The sequence below is a fragment of the Streptomyces zhihengii genome (genome assembly GCF_016919245.1).
In the GTDB taxonomy this organism is placed as follows: domain Bacteria; phylum Actinomycetota; class Actinomycetes; order Streptomycetales; family Streptomycetaceae; genus Streptomyces; species Streptomyces zhihengii.
On record NZ_JAFEJA010000001.1, the window covers coordinates 1,891,465 to 1,905,762 of the forward strand.

The following is a 14,298-nucleotide window of genomic DNA, read 5'->3' on the forward strand; positions in this document are numbered from 1 at the left end:
CACAGGAGCTGACCATGGACCAGGCAAATCCCTTCGAGACACCGAGAACGTACTCGCTGCACCGGGCCGAGTACCTGGTGGGCCTCGCCGTCACGACCGGTCTCATCATCGCCCACTTCGGCGAGATCCGCTGGTGGGTCGCGATCGCCCTGTTCCTGTACATCGACCTGATCGGCTACATCCCGGGCGCCATCGCCTTCAAACGCAGCGGCGGACGGCCGATCCACAAGGGCTACTACGTCGCCTACAACGTCATGCACAGCCTGATCACCCAGGCCGCGGTCGCGGCGCTGTGGTGCTGGCTGGTGGAGCCCGAGTGGGCGCTGCTGGTACTGCCCTTCCACCTCTTCGGTGACCGCGGCCTGTTCGGCAACTTCATGAAGTCGTTCGCGCTGCCCTTCGAGCCGGTGCGCCAGCCCGGCTACCTGCGGCTGCTGGACGACCTGGGACTGGCCCACCCCAAGCCGGTCGGCCACGCCACGGAGCCCGTCCCGGTGGGCCACGTCCCGGCGCCGCAGGCCCGCCGGCAGCCGCAGGAGGCCGTGCGATGACCGCTCCCACCGAACTGCGGACCGTGCGGCGTCCCGTGCGGCAGGACCCGGCCGACCGGCGGCGGGCGCTGTACCACCTGGCCTCCCCCGTGTCGGTGCTGACCGTCGGCTCCGGGGAACGGCTGCACGGCACCACGGCCAGCACCGTGACGCTGGTGTCGCGAGCGCCCCTGCTGGTGGGGGTCGTGCTGCGGGCCGGCTCGTCCTTCGCACGGCTCGCGGCCGCCGAGGGCAGGTTCGCGATCAACGTCCTCAGCGGCGCGCAGGCCGAAGTGGCCGACCACTTCGCGAACGGCGCCCGCCCCGACGGCAGCGCGCAGTTCGCGGGACTCGCCTGGACGGCGGACTCGTACGCGAAGGCGCCGCTCCTGGCCGGGGCGCTCGCCCACTACACCTGCCGCTTCCACTCCGTCCACACGGCCGGCGACAGCGAGTTGCTGCTCGGCCATGTCGTCCGGGCGAACGCCGGCGACGACCAACCCCTGTTCAGCTACGCCGGGGAGCTGTTCGCGGGCTCCCTGTACCCCGCGAAGGAGGCGTCCGCGTCATGACCGGTCCTGTGGCACGTGAGGCGGACTGGGACACGGCTCCCGGTCTGCTCGACGGAGCGAAGGAGCTGACTCTCGGCCCCGAGGAGTGCGACCTCGCGTACTGGTTCACCTCGGTGGCGCAGGGCACGCTGCGCGACCGGGGCGAGACCGGGCACCACGTGGACGCCCTCGTGCCCGACTTCCTGAAGGAGCCGGGGCCCCTGCGCGAGGCCCTGGTGCTGGAGTTCGGGCTCCGCGGTCTGTCGGAGGAGATCGCGACCCGGCTGCTCGGCCACTACGTCGCCATCGCCCCGGGGATTCCCGAACTGGAGTTCTACACCACCCAGTTGGTCGACGAGGCGCGGCACGCCCGGGTGTTCCGCAACCACCTGGTGGAGCTGGGGGTGCCGCAGAAGACGCTCCTGAAGGACATCGACGAGATGGCCGCGGACTACCGCAAGCGGGTCCTCGACCCGGTCGTGGACTTCACCCTCGACATCGTCCGCGATCAGGCGGACTTCGCGGGCGGCGTCGCCGTGTTCGCCATCGTCATCGAGGGGGTGCTCGCCCCCGCGGCGGAGCTGAGCGAGCGCAAGTGGACACCGCTGTCGCCGGCCACCGGCGAGATCTCGCGGGGTACCGCCATCGACGAGATCAGGCACCTGACGGTGGCCAGCACGATCCTGCGCGACCACGTGGCCGCCCACCCCGAGTACCGCCCGCGCCTGCTGGAGATCCTGCGGGCCGGTGTGCGGCTCTGGGACGAGATCCCCGACCGCGAGTTCGTCATCCACCGCGAGGAGCTCTTCCAGGAGGGCATGGCCCAGCACGCGGACAAGATCGGCGACTACGAGATCTGGCCGGGCGTCCGGATGCTCGACACCACGCCGGAGCAGCGCTACGACATGGCCGAGCGCTGGACCGACGAGATGGCGGAGTCGCGGATGGCCTACATGGGGCTGCCGCTGGAGGCCCTCTCCAGCCCGCAGGCCGGCGCATGAACGGGGGGCGCGCCGCGGTGGTGTCCGGGATCGGGGCGTACACACCGCCCGACCTGGTCACCAACGACGACCTGGCACAGCGGCTCGACACCTCCGACGCGTGGATCCGCTCACGCACGGGGATCGCCGAGCGGTACGTGGTCGCACCGGGCACCGCCACCTCCGACCTGGCCGTCGAGGCGGGACTGCGGGCCCTCAAGTCCGCGGGTGACGAGCACGTGGGGGCGGTCGTCCTGGCCACCACCACACCCGACCAGCCGTGTCCGGCGACCGCCCCGCAGGTGGCCGCCCGGCTCGGACTCGGGCAGGTGCCGGCCTTCGACGTGGCAGCCGTCTGTTCGGGCTTCCTGTACGGCCTCGCCACCGCCTCCGGACTCCTCGCGGCGGGCGTCGCCGACAGCGTGCTGCTCATCGCCGCCGACGCGTTCACCACGATCGTCAATCCGGAGGACCGCACCACGGCCGTCATCTTCGCGGACGGCGCCGGCGCGGTGGTGCTGCGGGCGGGCGCCGCCGGCGAACCGGGCGCCGTCGGGCGGATGGTCCTCGGCAGCGACGGCGAGCTCAGCCATCTCATCGAAGTACCGGCGGGCGGCTCGCGCCAGCGTTCGTCCGGTCCCGTGACCGACCCGGCCGACCAGTACTTCCGGATGGTCGGCCGGGACACCTACCGGCATGCGGTGGAGCGGATGACCGAAGCCTCCCGGCAGGCGGCCCATCTGGCCGGCTGGGGCATCGAGGACGTCGACCGGTTCGCGGCCCACCAGGCCAACGCGCGGATCCTCGGCGCGGTCTCGGAACGCCTCGGGGTGCCGGCCGAACGGCAGCTGACCAACATCGCCCAGGTCGGCAACACGGGTGCCGCCTCGATCCCGTTGCTGCTGTCGCAGGCCGCCGCGGACGGCCGGCTGTCCGCAGGGCACCGGGTGCTGCTGACCGCGTTCGGCGGCGGCCTCTCCTGGGGGGCGACCACCCTGGTGTGGCCCGAGGTCCAACCGGTCTGACGGCCACCCCTGCCGACCGGGATCGAGTGCAGTACGCCCTTTTCGTACGCATCCGCGTACACCTCTCCCGTACGCCGCTGTCGCGTACGCCTCCGAAAGGATCCGACATGCTGGAGCAGCTCCAGGAAATCCTGTCCAACAAGCTGAAGGTGTCGCCCGAGGCGATCACCCCGGAGGCCACCCGGGAGGACATCGAGCTGGACTCGCTGGCCGTGGTGGAGCTGTCGCTGCTGCTCAAGTCCGAACTGGACCTGGACATCAGCGACGACGACCTTCTCGAAACCGAGACCGTGGCCGACATGGTCCGGCTCATGGAGGAGCGGAGCGCGAAGGTCTGATGGCCGGCATGGACATCGCCGTCACCGGACTCGGCCTGGTCACCCCTGGCGGTATCGGGGTCGGGCCCAGTTGGGCGGCGGTCTGCGACGGCAGGCCGACCGCCGCCCTCGATCCGGTACTGGCGAACAACCCCGTACGCATCTCCTCCAGGGTTCCCGGCTTCGATCCGGACGCGCTGCTCAGTGCGCGGCGTGCCCACCGCCTGGACCGGTTCGTGCAGTTCGCCCTCGTCGCAGCCCATGAGGCCGTCGCCGACGCCCGTCTCGACCCGACCACCTGGGACGGGGCGCGGGTCGGTGTGGTGCTGGGCTGCGCGGACGGCGGCCCCGGCACGGTCGAGGATCAGCACGACGTACTGCGGGAGCGGGGCGCCGCCCAGGTGTCCCCGCTGCTGCTGCCCATGCAGCTGCCGAACATGCTGGCAGGTCAGACGGCCATCGAGTTCGGAGCCACCGGACCCAACCTCGTGGTGGCCACGGCCTGCGCCTCGGGCGCGACCGCCATCGGGATGGCCCGGGACCTGCTGGCTCTCGGCCGCTGCGACGTGGTGCTGGCGGGCGGCAGCGAGGCGATGATCACTCCGCTGGTCATGGCCGGATTCGCGCAGATGGGCGCGCTGTCACGGCGCGAGGACGACCCCTCCTCGGCCTCGCGTCCCTTCGACGCCGACCGGGACGGCTTCGTCGCCGGGGAGGGGGCGGGAATCCTCGTCATGGAACGCGTCGTGGACGCACGGGCCCGCGGTGCGCACATCCACGGCCGGATCATCGGCTTCGGCGCCACCGCGGACGCCCACCACATGACGTCTCCGCACCCCGACGGCGCCGGCATCGAGGCCGCGGTCCGTGCGGCTCTCGCCGACGCCGGCGCGGATCCGGACGACGTGCAGCACGTGAACGCCCACGGCACGTCGACACCGCTCAACGACCTGGCCGAGGCACGCATGATCAAGCGGACGCTGCAGGGCGACCCGCTGGTCACCTCCACGAAGGGAGTCACCGGACATCTGCTCGGCGCGGCGGGCGCGGTCGAGGCCGCCTTCGCCCTGCTGAGCGTCGAACACGAGATGGTTCCGCCCACCGCGGGTCTGCGCATCCCCGACGGGCGGATCGACATCAAGCTCGCGCAGTCGGCCACGTGCATGCCCATCGACCTCGCGCTCAGCAACTCCTGCGGGTTCGGCGGCCAGAACACGGCGCTGGCGATCGCGCCGGCCTGAGAGCCCCGGCACCGGGGCACGGGAGGGGCGGACGGCTCGGAGCCGTCCGCCCCGGCCCGTTTCCGGCACGGCCCGTTGCCCCTCCGCCCTCTTCCGGCACGGCCCGTTTCCGGCACGGCCCGTTGCCCCTCCGACCTCTTCCGGCACCTCCACACCGCTTCCGGCACGTCCCGGCCCCTCGCCGGGTACGTCCGGACCCGGCACCCCCGCACCCTCTTCCGGCAGGCCCGGACCCGGCACGCGTACCGCTCTGTCGTTCCCGGGCGCGGTCCGGGCACCGCCCGGCCGGCGCCGACTGGTCCCGCCGCGGCCGGCACGCACCCGACCGCGGCCCCTCCCCCCTTAGGAGTCCGTCATGCACGACCCCGGTGAACTGCTCGAGGACGGGCCGGTCGCCGTGCGGCGACTGGCCCGTCGCCGCTACGGCCTCGATCTGGCCGCTCTGGAGAAGGCGATGCGCCGGCGGGCGGAGGCCCAGGCCGGTGTAACCCGCTCGCGCACGGAGGCGAACCGCGTCTCGCGCACGCGCGGGCGCTCGGGACCGCCCTCCGAGGAGGAGAAGGAGGCCGCCCGCGCCCTGCGCGCGGACGTGCAGCAGGCGGAGGCGGAGGCCCGGGCCGCGGAAGCCGACCTGGCCGAGCTGCTGCTGGGCATCCCCAACGTCCCCCTCGACCGGGTGCCGGACGGCGACACCGACAAGGAGGCGGTGGAGATCCGCCGCTGGGGCCCGGTGCGGGAGCGGGGCGACGCCCCGCACCACGCCGACATCGGCGAGTCGCTCGGCATCCTGGACAACCCTGCGGCGGCCAGGCTCTCCGGCGCCCGCTTCAGCGTCGGCCGCGGTGCCGGAGCGCGTCTGGAGCGGGCGCTGACCGACTTCTTCCTCGACCTCCACACCCGCGAGCACGGCTACACCGAGTACTCCGTCCCGTTCCTGGTGAACCGCGAGACCATGACCGGCACCGGCCAGCTCCCCAAGTTCGAGGACGACCTGTTCCGCACCCAGGTGGGCGACCGGGAGCTGTTCCTGATCCCCACCGCCGAGGTGCCGCTCACCAACCTGGTGGCCCAGCAGATCCTGGACGCACGCGACCTGCCGTACGCCTTCACCGCGCGCACCCCCTGCTTCCGCGCCGAGGCGGGGGCGTACGGGCGCGACACCCGGGGGATCCTGCGCCTGCACCAGTTCGAGAAGGTGGAGCTGGTCCGCGTCTGCGCTCCCGAGGACGCTCCGGCACAGCTGGAGCTGATGGTGGGGCACGCCGAGGAGTGCCTGCGCCGCCTCGGGCTCTCCCACCGCGTGGTGCTGCTGCCCGCCGGCGATCTCGGCTTCTCCGCCCGGATGACCTACGACATCGAGGTGTGGCTGCCGGGCAGCGGCGCCTACCGCGAGATCTCCTCCGTCTCCGACTGCGGCACCTTCCAGGCCCGCCGCGCGGGCATCCGCCACCGGCGGTCCGACGGCCGCAAGGGGCCCGCCGCCACCCTCAACGGCTCGGCCCTGCCCGTCGGGCGGACCGTCGCCGCGCTGCTGGAGCAGGGCGTGCAGGAGGACGGTTCGGTGCTGCTGCCCGAGGCCCTCGCCCCGTACACCGGATTCCGCCGGATCCTGCCGGGCGGGACGACCGCGTAGCACCCGGCACGCCGGGAGGGCGGGCCGTCCGGATCACTCCGGACGGCCCGCCCTCCCGGTTGCGGGCGTGTCACGCGCCCATCATGTGCACCCCGCCGTCGACGTGGACGATCTCCCCGGTGGTGCGGGGGAAGAAGTCCGACAGCAGGGCGACGACACCGCGTGCCGCGGGGTCCGGGTCGACGAGGTCCCAGCCGATGGGGGCACGCTGCTGCCACACCTCGGCGAGCTCGCCGAAGCCGGGGATCGACTTGGCGGCCATGGAGCGCAGCGGGCCGGCCGCGACCAGGTTGCAGCGGATGCCCCGGCCGCCGAGGTCGCGGGCGAGGTAGCGGCTGGTCGATTCGAGGGCTGCCTTGGCGACACCCATCCAGTCGTACCGCGGCCAGGCGACCGTCGCGTCGAAGGTGAGCCCGACCACCGAGCCGCCCCGGTCCTCCATCAGCGGCAGGCACGCGGTGGTCAGGGACTTCAGCGAGTACGCGGACACCTGGACGGCCGTCGAGACGTCGGCCCAGTCGCCGTCGAGGAAGGAGAAGGCGCCCCGCGGCCCGTACGCGATCGAGTGGACGACGCCGTCGATACGGTCCCAGCCGTCCGCGGCGGCGCCGATCCGCTCCGCGAGCGTGTCCAGATGGGTCTGGTCGGTCACGTCCAGTTCGACCACCGGGACCGGCTTGGGCAGCCCGGCCGCGATCCGCTCGATGAGGGAGAGCCGGCCGAAGCCGGTCAGCACCACCTCGGCGCCCTCCTCCTGGGCGAGCCGGGCGACGTGGAAGGCGATGGACGCGTCCGTGACGACGCCCGTCACCAGGATGCGCTTGCCGGCGAGGAGGCCGCTCATGACCGCACCGCCTTCGCGGCCAGGGCTTCGACCAGGGGGGAGTCGTGGTCGAGCGCTCCGAGACCGCCCGCCCCGCCGGGCGTCCCGAGGGTGGTGAAGAAGTCGGCGTTGGAACCGCGGTGATCGCCCCACTCGGTGGGGACGTCGTCCTCGAAGTAGATGGCCTCCACGGGGCACACCGGTTCGCAGGCACCGCAGTCGACGCATTCGTCGGGCTGGATGTAGAGGGCGCGCCGGCCCTCGTAGATGCAGTCCACGGGGCATTCGTCGATGCAGGAACGGTCCATCACATCGACACAGGGCAGGGCGATGACGTACGACATCATCAACTCCACTTCGTGGTGGGGGCGGCGGGCGAGACGCTGACCTGGTCCACGGGGACACCCGTGGTGCGCTCGCCCAGCGTGAGGACGGTGACGGCCAGCGCGACCATCGAGGCGGCGATGACCCCGAACAGCGCACCCGGTCCGTAGGAGTCGAGCACGGGCAGCAGGACGAACGGCAGGGCGGCGGCGCTGAGTTTGGACAGGGAGTACGCCATGCCGGACGCGGTGGCCCGGATCGCCGTCGGATACTGCTCGGAGAGGTACACGTGCGACACGCTGGAGAAGACGTTGCTGCACAGCGTGTAGACGAAGCCGAAGGTGACGATGAGGACGGCCGAGTCGGTGAAGGCGAAGCCCATTCCGGCGGCCACCATCGCCCCTGCGGACAGCGCGACGAGTGTCTTGCGTTCGATGCGGTCGATGATCGGCAGCGACAGCGCCGAGCCGACGGGGTAGCCCAGGAAGGACAGGGCGGTGAAGCCCAGGCCCGCCACGATGTCGTAGCCCTTCGCCGCGAGGATCTGCGGGGCCAGGGTGCCGAAGCCGTAGTAGCCGACCACGGAGAGCGAGCAGAAGATCCACAGCATCACCGTGCGGCGCCTCAGCCCGCGGGCGAAGATGTCCCGGAGCCTGGTCCGCCCGGCGACGGCCGTCTCGTGCCCGGCCGGGAGCTCCTCGACGGCCTGGCCGGCCGGGATCTGGGCCTCCATCCGGGACACCAGCAGGTCGGCCTCCTCGGTACGGCCGTTCGCCGCCAGCCAGCGCGGCGACTCGATCAGCCGCCGGCGCAGCACCCAGACCACCGCCGAGCCGAGCGCCCCGATCACGAACAGCCAGCGCCAGCCGTCCACCCCCAGCGGGCTCAGCGGCACCAGCCACAGGGCCGCGAAGCCGACCGCGGGCACTCCGCAGAAGGCGATGGTGTACGCCCAGGCGATGAACCGGCCGCGCTTTGCCGCGGGCAGCACGTCCGCCAGGTAGCAGTCGGACAGCGACTGTTCGGCGCCGATGCCGATGCCGGCCAGGAAGCGGGTCACGATCAGCCACTCCGCGTTGGGCGAGAACGCGCCCAGGAGGGAGAAGCCGGAGTAGATCGCCAGGTTGATCAGGAAGGCCCGGCGCCGCCCGAGCCGGTCGGCGACCCGGCCGAGCACCAGCGCGCCGATGAACTGGCCGATGAAGACGGAGGCGAGGACCAGCTTGAGCGACGTCGCCCCGAAGGCGAAGTCGTCCTGGAGCACCTTGGCGATGGTGCCCGAGAGGCTGTTCTCGAACGTGTCGAAGAGCAGGCCGATCCCGATGACCGCGGTCAGGCTGCGGTGCATGGGGGTGATCGGCATCCGGTCCAGCCGGGCGCCGATCGAGGCGGGGGTGACAGGCTGCTTCACCGCCGTGGTGGTCTGGGTCATGCGCGTGGCTCCTAGGGTGCGTTCGGGCCGGGGGCGGACAGCGCGGCCCGGTGCCCGCGGAACGCGGGGCGGAGGTGGCCGGGCACGGCGGTGACGGTGCACCGGCGAGGTCGGGGGCCCCGCCCCGCACGGGCCCGTCGTGATCGACCGGCAGACCCTGGGAGCGGGGCCTTCCGGCCCCAGGGGGGTGGACAGGGAGCGGCGTCAGCGGCGGTGACGCCCGGGGATCGTCAGGCGGCGCGGTCCGCGTTCAGCCGGATCTGCTCCTCGACGTCGCCTCGCCGCACCGGTGCGCTCACCTCGTGCAGGAACGAGGCGACCTCGCGGTACGAGGCCCAGAAGCCCACCTCGTGGTAGGGCACGCCGCGCTCGGCGCAGTACTCCCGGGTCAACTCGCGTGCCCGGGCCAGGTTCTTCTGCGGCATCGCCGGGAACAGGTGGTGCTCGACCTGGTAGTTGAGTCCGCCGTACAGGAAGTCGATCAGCAGGGACGGGCGGATGTTGCGGGAGGTGAGGACCTGGCGCTCCAGCCAGTCCAGGGTCTCCTCGTCACCGTCGCGGATCGCCATCCCCTTGTGGTTGGGGGCGAAGATCATGCCGAAGTACACGCCCAGGACCGCCTGCTGGACCAGGACGAAGGCCACCGCGAGAACGGGCGAGAGGACGGTGAACACCAGGGTCAGGTAGACGGCCGCCCGGGCGACGAGCAGGAACGTCTCCAGCACGGGACGCTTGGTCTTGCCCTGCGCGATGGACAGCACGGCCGTCTTCAGCATCTTGAAGGACTCCAGGACCAGCAGCACGAAGAACAGCACGCTCTGGTAGCGCACCACGAACTTCTGCGTGCCGTGCCGGGTGGGGTACTGCTTGATGTCGAAGATGGCGGTACGCCGGCCGATGTCCGGGTCCATGTCCAGGTGGTTGGGGTTGCTGTGGTGGCGGTTGTGGTGGTTGACCCACCAGCCGAAGCTGACGCCGTTGACCAGGTTGGCGTGGATGTAACCGACGGCGGAGGCGGCCTTCTTGCTGCGGAACATGGCCTTGTGGCCGGCGTCGTGCCACATGAAGGCGGACTGGCCGCCGCACAGCCCCATCCACATGGCCACCGTCAGCTGCCACCACGAGTCGCCGAGCGCGAAGAACGCGGCGAACCCGATCGCGATGAGCGAGGTGTTCAGCGCCAGGCGGAATATGTAGTACCGCGGATCGAGGTCGAGGAGACCCTCCGCCTTCACGCGTTTGAGGAGTTCGGCGAACGTGGCCGAGGCACCGCCGCGCTGCTTGGGAGCGGTGGCGGCCTGGGCTTCTTGGACGTGCGGACGCTGCATGCGTTGCGCTCCTTGGGAGATGTGCCCGAAGCGGGCGGCGGCGCCGCCGCCCTGGGGGACGTGGCTGCGCCGGGGTTCGACGGTGCTTCCGTGGGCGGTGACGGAAGGTGGGCGCCGCCCACCCGCCGGCCGGGGACGCCGGAGCGGTGGGGGCACTCCGGACCCGGGCCGCCGGGCGAACGCGTGTCCAGCGTTCCGTGCCCCGCTGATGTGACACTGATGCCGGGCTGATCGGCCCGGCCGCGGGAGGGCTGATCCCTCCGGGCGCCGCGTGCCCCGTTTCCCTCGGGCGCCGCGGGCCTCGTCGCCTCCGCTCAGGCCGCGGCGGCCCCCGCCGCACGGAGCCGGGCGTCGAGCTGCTGGACGATGTCGTCCGCGGCACGGGCGACGTCCTTGTCGTCGGGGGCTCCGATGACGGCCATGAGCTGACCGACCAAGCCCTGCTGGAGGGCTTCGACGGCCGTGGTGCCGGTGTCGGTGGTGGTGGTGTCGGTGGTGGTGGTTTCGGTGGTGGCGGCCGTGGTCCCGTTGCTGTCGCTCACTGTTCCGGTTCTCCTCGTCGTGTGATGGCGGTGATGCGCGGAAGGTGTATCAGAAGGCCTTGCAGGCACGGAAGACGTGCGCGAAGCCGGCGATCGAGGCGGTCGGCCGGTCGAAGGCGACGTACTCCGGGATGAGCTCGTCGGGGGCCCACTTCTGCTTGTACGAAAGCTGGGTCTGCGCGGGGTACAGCGCGGCCCCCTCGGCCCAGAGCGCGTGCATCAGCCACTGGAACGCCGGGCTGTGGCCGCCGAGTTCGTGGCCGGCGTCGAGCCCGGTGAACGGGGTGAAGCCGAAGTGCAGCCACTCCACCCCCTCGGCACGGAAGACCTCGATGGCGTGGGCGTTGATGGCCTCCATCAGCCCCGGGGACCCCTCGGGCACACGGCGGCTCAGGTCGTGCATCCAGCCGGCCCGCTCGCCGTACACGGGCGAGTAGGAGATGTACGCCACCGGGACGTCGTCGATGGTGCCCGCGAACAGCCGGCGGTGCGTCTGCGGATCGCCGCCGATCTGGCCCACCAGGAACTCGAGTTGCTGGGCGCCGCCCTTGGAGCCGAGCCACGCCTCGTCGATGGCCGCTATCGCGCCCTGCCAGTCGTCGGCGGTGACCTCCTTGATCACGAGGCCGTTGCGGTGCGCGCGGGAGATCTTGTTGCGCAGCTGCATGAAGCGGGTGCCGCGCAGGGAGAACTCCGGCAGCCGCACGGCCCAGGAGGCGCCCACCTGGTTGACGGTGAAGCCGCGCGCGGCGTAGCGCTCGGCGTCGGCGCGCTGGAGCTGCACGCCGACGAGCTCCAGCCCCTCGTCCTTCACGTACCCGCGGAAGCCGTCGAGGAGCGTGTCGTAGGCGTCGGGGGCGGCGAAGGGCCCCCCGAACTGAACCGCGAAGCCGCCGGTACGGCGGTAGACGACGACACCGTCGGCGCCGGGGACGGTGAAGGTGCTGTTGCCGCTGTTGAGCGCGAGGAACGCGCTGGCGTTCTCGCTCAGGGTGTGTGTCCGGATCGCCTCGAGAACCGAGGTGTCCGCCGTGGTCGCGGGCATGCCCGTACTCCTTTCGAACGATTCTCTTTGCTGCGAGTAGAGCACCGACGCCGCGCCGAGGGGAAGACCGGAATGCAATTCGCCGACCACGTCAGAGGGATGTCAGCGTCCTATCAGAGCCCCCTGCCAATGTTGTTCTCGTGAACGGCACGGGAAACCGGAAGCCGGGAACGAGGAGAGGTGCCCGGAGCGGCTCATCGGGGACCAGAAAAGCACTTTCAGGTCGGGCCTAAAAACCCACGCAGGTTCGAATCCTGCCCTCTCCGCGACACGGCCGGCACACCACCAGCCAACGTCACCACCAGGAGAGGTGCCCGGAGCGGCTCATCGGGGACCAGAAAAGCACTTTCAGGTCGGGCCTAAAAACCCACGCAGGTTCGAATCCTGCCCTCTCCGCGACACGGCCGGCACACCACCAGCCAACGTCACCACCAGGAGAGGTGCCCGGAGCGGCTCATCGGGGACCAGAAAAGCACTTTCAGGTCGGGCCTAAAAACCCACGCAGGTTCGAATCCTGCCCTCTCCGCGACACGGCCGGCACACCACCAGCCAACGTCACCACCAGGAGAGGTGCCCGGAGCGGCTCATCGGGGACCAGGAAAACACTTTCAGGTCGGGCCTAAAAACCCACGCAGGTTCGAATCCTGCCCTCTCCGCCATGTCGAGACCCGCCGTCACCGGCCGCCGGACATCCCCCTTTGTCGATGACCGGCCGGCCCGCACGGGGCTCGCAGTCACGGCGATCCGCCACCCGCGCATCCGCCCCCAACGGCAGCGCGGCCCCGGACGCCGATGAATCCGCCCGGCACCCCCCGTCCCGGCGGAGCACCCACCTCGACGGGCCGCCACCATCGCGTGGGGCCCGTCGAGGTGTTGGCGTGGCCCGCTCCCCCTTTCGGGCCGTCCGCGTCCACCGCATCCCCCCGGCACCACCCCCTTCCCGCCGGCGACAGGCCCACAGAAAAATACCTTCTCAAAGGAATTATTCTGTGGCAGGATGCATGCGGGAGGAAGCTCCGGGGCCGGTACCGCAGACCCCGGAGGTCGCCACGCGCCGCCTCCGGGGCCCAGGCTGTCGGCTTCAACGGCCGCAACGGTCCCCCGCACGTGTTCAGCCGTCTTCGCCGCCCGAACGCCAAGGGGGAAAACGTCATGCTGAGCTTCTCGATTCTCGGCGCCCTCCAGATCCGCACCGCGTTAGGTCCCGCGGAGATCTCCGGTGATCTCCAACGGACCCTCATCCAGACGCTTCTCGTCAACGAGGGACAGTCCATCTCCGGCGAGAGCCTGATCGAGGAGATGTGGGGTGATTCGGTCCCGGACAACCAGGCGAACGCCCTGCAGGCCCACATCAGCCGCCTGCGCCGGAAGCTGAAGAGCCTGGAACCCGACCGGGTGACCTCCCGGGTCACCATCCACCCCTCCGGCTACCGGCTCACCGTCGGCCAGGGCGAGTTGGACGCCATCGAGTTCACCAAGACCGTCCGGCAGGCAGAGGTCGCCTCCGCGAGCGACCCGGCCGGCACCGCCCGTCTGCTGGCGGACGCGCTCGCGATGTGGCGCGGCCCCGTCTTCGGCGACTTCACCGGCGGCACGCTCTGCCAGCTCGCCTGCGGCCGCTACGAGGAGCACCGCATGCGGGCCATGGAGCTCCGCTTCGACGCCGAGCTGAGCCTTCGCAACCACGCCGCCGTACTGGCCGAGCTGCACGACGCCCACACCAACCACCCGCTGCGGGAACGCTTCTGCGAGCAGCTGATGATCGCCCTGTACCGCTCGGGCCGTCAGGCCGACGCGCTGAACGTCTACCGCCGGATGTGGCAGCACCTCTCGGACGAGCTCGGCATCGAACCCTCGCCCTCGCTCCGCCGCGTGGAGAACGCGATCCTCTCCCACGACCCTTCCCTCGCCTCCGTCTCCCCGGCACCGGTGGTGCTCCAGCCGGCGTGAGGTCCCTCCCGTCCCGTTCCGCGGCCGGGTAAGCCCGGCGTCAGCTCCGGGTCAGCCGGTGTTGCGAGGATCTCCGGGACCGGCGGACACGCGACCGGGCAGTCCCCCCAAGACATTCGGAGACCCCCATGACGACATCCCAGACCTCCGTCCACCCCGCGGACACCACCGCACGCGAGGCGGCCGCGCGCCCTCTGCGCATGTTCCTCGGGCTCGACGCGGTCGTGACCGCCGGCAACGGCCTCATCTACCTGATCGCCGCCGGCCCCGTCGGCGACCTGCTCGGCCTGGACGCCGGGCTGCTGCGCGGCATCGGCGCGTTCCTCACCGTGTACGGCGTCCTGGTGGGCGTGCTGGCCCGCCGCAAGGTGCCCGCGTCCGGCCCCACCAAGCTGGTCATCGAGGCCAACCTGCTGTGGACGGTCGCGAGCGTGGCGACCGCCGCGTTCGGCTGGTTCGGTCCGAGCACGGTGGGCACCGTCTGGATCCTGATGCAGGCGGCCGTCGTCGGCGGCTTCGCCGTCCTGCAGATCAACGGCCTGCGCAAGCTCGGCAACTGAGTTTCCGTCACAGCTCA

Annotated in this window: 15 protein-coding genes and 4 pseudogenes; 13 read left to right on the forward strand and 6 right to left on the reverse strand. The window is 71.4% G+C overall.

The genetic code is table 11. The features are described from left to right. The first annotated feature begins 14 nt into the window (after positions 1–14). The 7 genes from JE024_RS07845 to serS all read left to right on the forward strand — a co-directional run bounded on the left by JE024_RS07845 (position 15) and on the right by serS (position 6,277). Complete coding sequence (locus JE024_RS07845) at positions 15–551, forward strand: hypothetical protein (protein WP_205372912.1); 537 nt, start codon at positions 15–17, stop codon at positions 549–551. Next, positions 548–1,102, forward strand: a complete 555-nt coding sequence (locus tag JE024_RS07850; RefSeq protein WP_205372913.1) for a flavin reductase family protein — start codon at positions 548–550, stop codon at positions 1,100–1,102. The genes JE024_RS07845 and JE024_RS07850 overlap by 4 nt, the downstream gene beginning before the upstream one ends. After that, the gene (locus JE024_RS07855; protein WP_205372914.1) at positions 1,099–2,082 is read left to right on the forward strand and encodes a ferritin family protein; all 984 of its coding nucleotides are present in this window, start codon (positions 1,099–1,101) and stop codon (positions 2,080–2,082) included. The genes JE024_RS07850 and JE024_RS07855 overlap by 4 nt, the downstream gene beginning before the upstream one ends. Next, positions 2,079–3,086 carry a beta-ketoacyl-ACP synthase III gene (locus JE024_RS07860; RefSeq protein ID WP_205372915.1) on the forward strand — a complete coding sequence of 336 codons (1,008 nt, stop codon included), beginning with the start codon at positions 2,079–2,081 and terminating at the stop codon, positions 3,084–3,086. The genes JE024_RS07855 and JE024_RS07860 overlap by 4 nt, the downstream gene beginning before the upstream one ends. Positions 3,087–3,193: 107 nt before the next feature. Further along, entirely contained in the window at positions 3,194–3,424 is a 231-nt protein-coding gene (locus JE024_RS07865) for a phosphopantetheine-binding protein (protein ID WP_205372916.1), read from the forward strand. Further along, positions 3,424–4,644: a beta-ketoacyl-[acyl-carrier-protein] synthase family protein gene (locus JE024_RS07870; protein ID WP_205372917.1), complete on the forward strand. Its 1,221-nt coding sequence runs from the start codon at positions 3,424–3,426 to the stop codon at positions 4,642–4,644. The genes JE024_RS07865 and JE024_RS07870 overlap by 1 nt, the downstream gene beginning before the upstream one ends. Positions 4,645–4,999: 355 nt before the next feature. Further along, positions 5,000–6,277, forward strand: a complete 1,278-nt coding sequence (gene serS / locus JE024_RS07875) for a serine--tRNA ligase (RefSeq protein ID WP_205372918.1) — start codon at positions 5,000–5,002, stop codon at positions 6,275–6,277. Between the two features lie 70 nt (positions 6,278–6,347). Here the strand turns inward: serS and fabI are convergent, their stop codons facing one another. The 6 genes from fabI to JE024_RS07905 form a co-directional block, all read right to left on the reverse strand. Then, the gene (gene fabI / locus JE024_RS07880; protein ID WP_205372919.1) at positions 6,348–7,121 is read right to left on the reverse strand and encodes an enoyl-ACP reductase FabI; all 774 of its coding nucleotides are present in this window, start codon (positions 7,119–7,121) and stop codon (positions 6,348–6,350) included. Then, entirely contained in the window at positions 7,118–7,444 is a 327-nt protein-coding gene (gene fdxA / locus JE024_RS07885; RefSeq protein WP_205372920.1) for a ferredoxin, read from the reverse strand. The genes fabI and fdxA overlap by 4 nt, the downstream gene beginning before the upstream one ends. 2 nt (positions 7,445–7,446) lie before the next feature. Next, a complete protein-coding gene (locus JE024_RS07890; protein ID WP_205372921.1) occupies positions 7,447–8,856 on the reverse strand; it encodes an MFS transporter in 1,410 nt (469 codons plus the stop codon). Between the two features lie 230 nt (positions 8,857–9,086). Beyond that, positions 9,087–10,184: a fatty acid desaturase family protein gene (locus JE024_RS07895; RefSeq protein WP_205372922.1), complete on the reverse strand. Its 1,098-nt coding sequence runs from the start codon at positions 10,182–10,184 to the stop codon at positions 9,087–9,089. A gap of 314 nt (positions 10,185–10,498) precedes the next feature. Next, the gene (locus JE024_RS07900; protein WP_205376770.1) at positions 10,499–10,726 is read right to left on the reverse strand and encodes a hypothetical protein; all 228 of its coding nucleotides are present in this window, start codon (positions 10,724–10,726) and stop codon (positions 10,499–10,501) included. A 49-nt stretch (positions 10,727–10,775) separates the two neighbouring features. Further along, the gene (locus JE024_RS07905; protein WP_205372923.1) at positions 10,776–11,771 is read right to left on the reverse strand and encodes a DUF2156 domain-containing protein; all 996 of its coding nucleotides are present in this window, start codon (positions 11,769–11,771) and stop codon (positions 10,776–10,778) included. 174 nt (positions 11,772–11,945) lie between these two features. Here JE024_RS07905 and JE024_RS07910 point away from each other — a divergent pair. The 6 genes and pseudogenes from JE024_RS07910 (at position 11,946) to JE024_RS07935 (ending at position 14,281) form a co-directional block, all read left to right on the forward strand. Then, a pseudogene (locus tag JE024_RS07910) lies at positions 11,946–12,037 on the forward strand. Positions 12,038–12,075: 38 nt separating this feature from the next. Further along, positions 12,076–12,167, forward strand: a pseudogene (locus JE024_RS07915). Positions 12,168–12,205: 38 nt separating this feature from the next. Next, positions 12,206–12,297 (forward strand): annotated as a pseudogene (locus JE024_RS07920). A gap of 38 nt (positions 12,298–12,335) precedes the next feature. After that, positions 12,336–12,430: pseudogene (locus JE024_RS07925) on the forward strand. A gap of 493 nt (positions 12,431–12,923) precedes the next feature. After that, positions 12,924–13,721 (forward strand): AfsR/SARP family transcriptional regulator, encoded by a 798-nt coding sequence (locus tag JE024_RS07930; RefSeq protein WP_205372924.1) that lies wholly within the window; start codon positions 12,924–12,926, stop codon positions 13,719–13,721. A gap of 128 nt (positions 13,722–13,849) precedes the next feature. Then, entirely contained in the window at positions 13,850–14,281 is a 432-nt protein-coding gene (locus JE024_RS07935; protein WP_205372925.1) for a hypothetical protein, read from the forward strand. The last annotated feature ends 17 nt before the right edge of the window (positions 14,282–14,298 follow it).

What these genes read in the sequence shown, in the direction of transcription:
- JE024_RS07895 (WP_205372922.1), bottom strand. Translation starts at nt 10,184, where the DNA reads ATGCAGCGTCCGCACGTCCAAGAAGCCCAGGCCGCCACCGCTCCCAAG.
- JE024_RS07845 (WP_205372912.1), top strand. Translation starts at nt 15, where the DNA reads ATGGACCAGGCAAATCCCTTCGAGACACCGAGAACGTACTCGCTGCAC.
- JE024_RS07870 (WP_205372917.1), top strand. Translation starts at nt 3,424, where the DNA reads ATGGCCGGCATGGACATCGCCGTCACCGGACTCGGCCTGGTCACCCCT.
- JE024_RS07930 (WP_205372924.1), top strand. Translation starts at nt 12,924, where the DNA reads ATGCTGAGCTTCTCGATTCTCGGCGCCCTCCAGATCCGCACCGCGTTA.
- JE024_RS07890 (WP_205372921.1), bottom strand. Translation starts at nt 8,856, where the DNA reads ATGACCCAGACCACCACGGCGGTGAAGCAGCCTGTCACCCCCGCCTCG.
- serS (WP_205372918.1), top strand. Translation starts at nt 5,000, where the DNA reads ATGCACGACCCCGGTGAACTGCTCGAGGACGGGCCGGTCGCCGTGCGG.
- JE024_RS07860 (WP_205372915.1), top strand. Translation starts at nt 2,079, where the DNA reads ATGAACGGGGGGCGCGCCGCGGTGGTGTCCGGGATCGGGGCGTACACA.
- fabI (WP_205372919.1), bottom strand. Translation starts at nt 7,121, where the DNA reads ATGAGCGGCCTCCTCGCCGGCAAGCGCATCCTGGTGACGGGCGTCGTC.
- JE024_RS07865 (WP_205372916.1), top strand. Translation starts at nt 3,194, where the DNA reads ATGCTGGAGCAGCTCCAGGAAATCCTGTCCAACAAGCTGAAGGTGTCG.
- JE024_RS07935 (WP_205372925.1), top strand. Translation starts at nt 13,850, where the DNA reads ATGACGACATCCCAGACCTCCGTCCACCCCGCGGACACCACCGCACGC.
- JE024_RS07855 (WP_205372914.1), top strand. Translation starts at nt 1,099, where the DNA reads ATGACCGGTCCTGTGGCACGTGAGGCGGACTGGGACACGGCTCCCGGT.
- fdxA (WP_205372920.1), bottom strand. Translation starts at nt 7,444, where the DNA reads ATGTCGTACGTCATCGCCCTGCCCTGTGTCGATGTGATGGACCGTTCC.
- JE024_RS07905 (WP_205372923.1), bottom strand. Translation starts at nt 11,771, where the DNA reads ATGCCCGCGACCACGGCGGACACCTCGGTTCTCGAGGCGATCCGGACA.
- JE024_RS07850 (WP_205372913.1), top strand. Translation starts at nt 548, where the DNA reads ATGACCGCTCCCACCGAACTGCGGACCGTGCGGCGTCCCGTGCGGCAG.